We start from the raw sequence: 3,518 nt of genomic DNA, 5'->3' as shown, positions 1-3,518 counted from the left end.
CCCTTCCAGGGGCCCGAGCCCGTTCGTGTCGCGCGGGTGTCAGGTGCGGTGCAGGGCGAGGCGGGTGGCGAGTCCGCCGCCCACGCCGGCGAGGACGGCGGCGGGCAGGCACCACAGCGGCCAGGCGGCGAGGCCGAGGGCCCCGTCGAGCGACCACTGGCCGGGGCCGGTGGCGGTCAGCGCGGCGGCGGTGACGATCAGGACGAGGGGGAACTCGTACCCGTCGTGCTGGACCCACAGGCCGTGGGGCCACTTGACCGTCAGGGCGACGGTCATCACGCCCATGACGCCCGCGCCGGCCAGCGGGGTGAGCAGGCCGAGGGCGAGCATCAGCCCGGCCCCGACCTGGGTGGCGCCGGCGGCCAGCGCGGTGAGCCTGCCGCCGCGGAAGCCGTCGCCCCGGAACTCGGCGGTGCCGCCCTCCAGTCCGCCGCCGCCGAGGTGGAAGCTGACCTTCTGGACGCCGTGGCCGGCGAGCAACAGGCCGACGACCGCGCGCAGCAGGAGTAGGCCGGTGTTCATGTCGGACTCCGTCGGGTGGTTCGGTCAGCCGGCGGCGTGCGGGTTGATCATGGACTGGGCGTAGACGAGGCCCATGCCGTAGGCGCCGCCGTGCTCCTTGACGAGCTCGGTGACCGCGACGTAGGTCTCGGTGCGGGCCCAGTCGCGCTGGAGCTCCAGCAGGACCTGGATCCAGGTGACGGGCACGGCGCCGGCGGCGGTCATCCGCTGCAGGGCGTGCTCGTGGGCCAGCGGGCTGACGCCGCCGGAGGCGTCGGCGACGACGTAGACCTCGTAGCCCTGGTCGAGGGCGGACAGGGCGGGCAGGACGAGGCAGACCTCGGTCCACAGGCCGGAGAGGATGATCTTCTTGCGGCCGGTGGCCTTGACGGCCTCGACCAGGGCCTCGTCCTCCCAGGCGTTCATGCTGGTGCGGTCGACGACCTCATGGCCGGGGAAGACGGCCTGCAGCTGCGGCAGGATCGGGCCGGAGAAGGACTCGGCGGCGACGGTGGACAGCACCGTCGGAACGCCGAAGATCTTCGCGGCCTTGGCCAGGCCGACGGTGGCGTTGATGATCGCGGTGCGGTCGCCGCTGCCGGTGCCGAAGAACATCTGCGGCTGGTGGTCGACGAACAGCATCATCGCGTTGTCGGGGGTCAGCAGGTCCGGGCTCGGAGCGGCGTGAACGTTCGCGAAGTCAACCATGACGGCTCTCTCTTCTCGTGAATGCGGGGAATGACACAGGAAGGTGACACTGCGTCAGGCGCCCGGCCGGATCGGCGGGGCGGTACGTCGACGACACTAGCCCGCGGCCCGTGCGGGGTTCTGCTCGCTGCGCGCCCGGGACTGTTCCCACAACGCACGGCTATGGGCGGATCCACGGGAACCGGACCGTCCGGACGGTGAAGTGCGCTGCCGGGCAACTGGCGATGCGCTGCGGAGAACCTCGCCCGCCGCGGTCCGCCTAGGTTCGCTGCGAGGCCTGCGCCGAAACACCACCCAACGAAGGGACTTCCCTTGTCCACCATGCCCGTTGCCGGGGTGCGCCCCGGTGCTCCCGAGCAGCCCGCCGACCTCGTCGTGCGCAACGCCAAGGTGTTCACCAACGATCCGCGCCGCCCCCGGGCCACCGCTGTGGCCATCCGGGACGGTCTGATCCGGGCGGTCGGCGACGACGCGGACGTCGCTCCGCTGGTCGGCCCCGGCACCCGGGTGGTCGACGCGCTCGGGCGTCGGGCCGTGCCGGGGTTGAACGACGCGCACCTGCACGTCATCCGCGGCGGCCTCAACTACGTGATGGAGCTGCGCTGGGACGGCGTCCCGACGCTGCGCGAGGCCCTGGCGATGCTGCGCCTGCAGGCCGAGCGCACCCCGCCCGGCCAGTGGGTGCGGGTGGTCGGCGGATGGTCCGCCGACCAGTTCGCCGAACGGCGCCTGCCCACCCTGGCCGAGCTCAACGCCGCGGCGCCCGACACCCCCGTCTTCGTCCTGCACCTCTACCAGTCGGCGCTGCTCAACAAGGCGGCCCTGCGCGCGGCCGGCTTCACCCGGGACACCCCCGACCCGGCCGGCGGCCAGATCGTGCGCGGACACGACGGCGAGCCCACCGGCCTGCTGATCGCCGCCCCCGGCGCCCTGCTGCTCTACTCCACCCTCGCCAAGGCCCCCACCCTGGACGAGGCCGACCGCATCGGCTCCACCCGCCACTTCCTGCGCGAACTGAACCGCTTCGGCCTCACCTCCGCGATCGACGCCGCCGGCGGCTTCCAGAGCTTCCCCGAGAACTACGGCACCGTCATGGAACTCGCCCGCCGCGGCGAGCTGAGCCTGCGCATCGCCTACCACCTCTTCCCGCAGACCGCCGGTCAGGAGCTCGACGACCTCACCCGCTGGGTCAACACCGTCCGCCCCGGCGAGGGTGACGAGTGGCTGCGCCTCAACGGCGCGGGGGAGAACCTCACCTGGGCCGCCGCCGACTTCGAGAACTTCACCGAGCCCAGGCCGCAACTGGGTGCCTACGAGAGCGAGTTCGAGAAGGCCGTCCGGATCCTCATGGAGAACGGCTGGGGCTTCCGCCTGCATGCCACCTACGACGAGACGATCCGCCGCGACCTCGCCGTCTTCGAGAAGCTCGCCGCCGAGGGCCTCTTCCCCCAGGGCAACCGCTGGCTCTTCGACCACGCCGAAACCGTCAGCCCCGAAAGCCTCGACCGCATCGCCGCCCTCGGCGGCGCCGTCTCCGTCCAGAACCGCCTGTCCTTCCAGGGCGAGGCCTTCGTCTCCCGCTACGGCGCCCCCGCCGCCGCCGAAGCGCCCCCGCTGCGCGCGATGCTCGACCGCGGGCTGACCGTCGCCGCGGGCACCGACGCCACCCGCGTCTCCTCCTACAATCCGTGGGTCGCCCTGCACTGGCTGGTCTCCGGCCGCGCCGTCTCCGGGCGGCGGCTCGCCGCCGAGCACAACCGCCTCAGCCGCGAACAGGCCCTGGAGCTCTACACCCTCGGCGGCGCCCGCCTCACCGGCGAGCAGGACGTCAAGGGCCGTCTGACGGTCGGCAGTTACGCGGACCTCGCGCTGCTCGACGCCGACTACTTCACCGTGCCCGAGGCCGACATCCCGCACATCGAGTCCGTGCTGACGGTCGTCGGCGGACGCATCGTCCACGCCACCGGGGAGCACCAGGGCCTGGCCCCGGAGCTGCCCGAGGTGACGCCCTCCTGGAGCCCGGTCACCCGCTTCGGCGGCTACCACGCCACCCCCGCCCCCAGTCTGGCCGCCGGGGTCCGCCAGGCCGAGGGCGTCCTGGAGGCCGTGGCGGCCTCCGGCGAGCAGCACGCCTGGCGCGCGGCCCGCGGCCTCGCCCTGCCCGGACAGTCCCAGCTGCCGACGGACCCCTGCTTCCTCTGATTCCCCGAGGCGCCGTCAGTTCCGCAGCGGGGCGCCCCCCCCCGGCCCCCGCCCCGGGCCCCGGGGGGGCCCCCCCCCCCCCCCCCCCGACGGGAGGGGGGGCCGCG

The 3,518-nt window shown here is 73.7% G+C and carries 3 protein-coding genes; 1 reads left to right on the top strand and 2 read right to left on the bottom strand.

What is annotated here, in order from left to right:
• Nucleotides 1-39 precede the first annotated feature (39 nt).
• On the bottom strand, nt 40-522 hold the full coding sequence (locus tag ACFVHV_RS43485; RefSeq protein WP_380359368.1) for a DoxX family protein: 483 nt from the start codon (nt 520-522) through the stop codon (nt 40-42).
• Nucleotides 523-546: 24 nt separating this feature from the next.
• Nucleotides 547-1,209, bottom strand: a complete 663-nt coding sequence (locus ACFVHV_RS43480; protein WP_380359365.1) for a hydrolase — start codon at nt 1,207-1,209, stop codon at nt 547-549.
• A gap of 321 nt (nt 1,210-1,530) precedes the next feature.
• Between ACFVHV_RS43480 and ACFVHV_RS43475 the strand changes: the two genes are divergently transcribed.
• The gene (locus ACFVHV_RS43475) at nt 1,531-3,411 is read left to right on the top strand and encodes an amidohydrolase (protein WP_380359370.1); all 1,881 of its coding nucleotides are present in this window, start codon (nt 1,531-1,533) and stop codon (nt 3,409-3,411) included.
• Nucleotides 3,412-3,518 lie beyond the last annotated feature (107 nt).

It is taken from the genome of Kitasatospora sp. NPDC127116, from assembly GCF_042677365.1.
Taxonomy (GTDB): domain Bacteria; phylum Actinomycetota; class Actinomycetes; order Streptomycetales; family Streptomycetaceae; genus Kitasatospora; species Kitasatospora lactacystinica.
The sequence above is the reverse complement of the archived record's forward strand: the minus strand, read 5'-3'. Positions and strand labels throughout refer to the sequence as shown.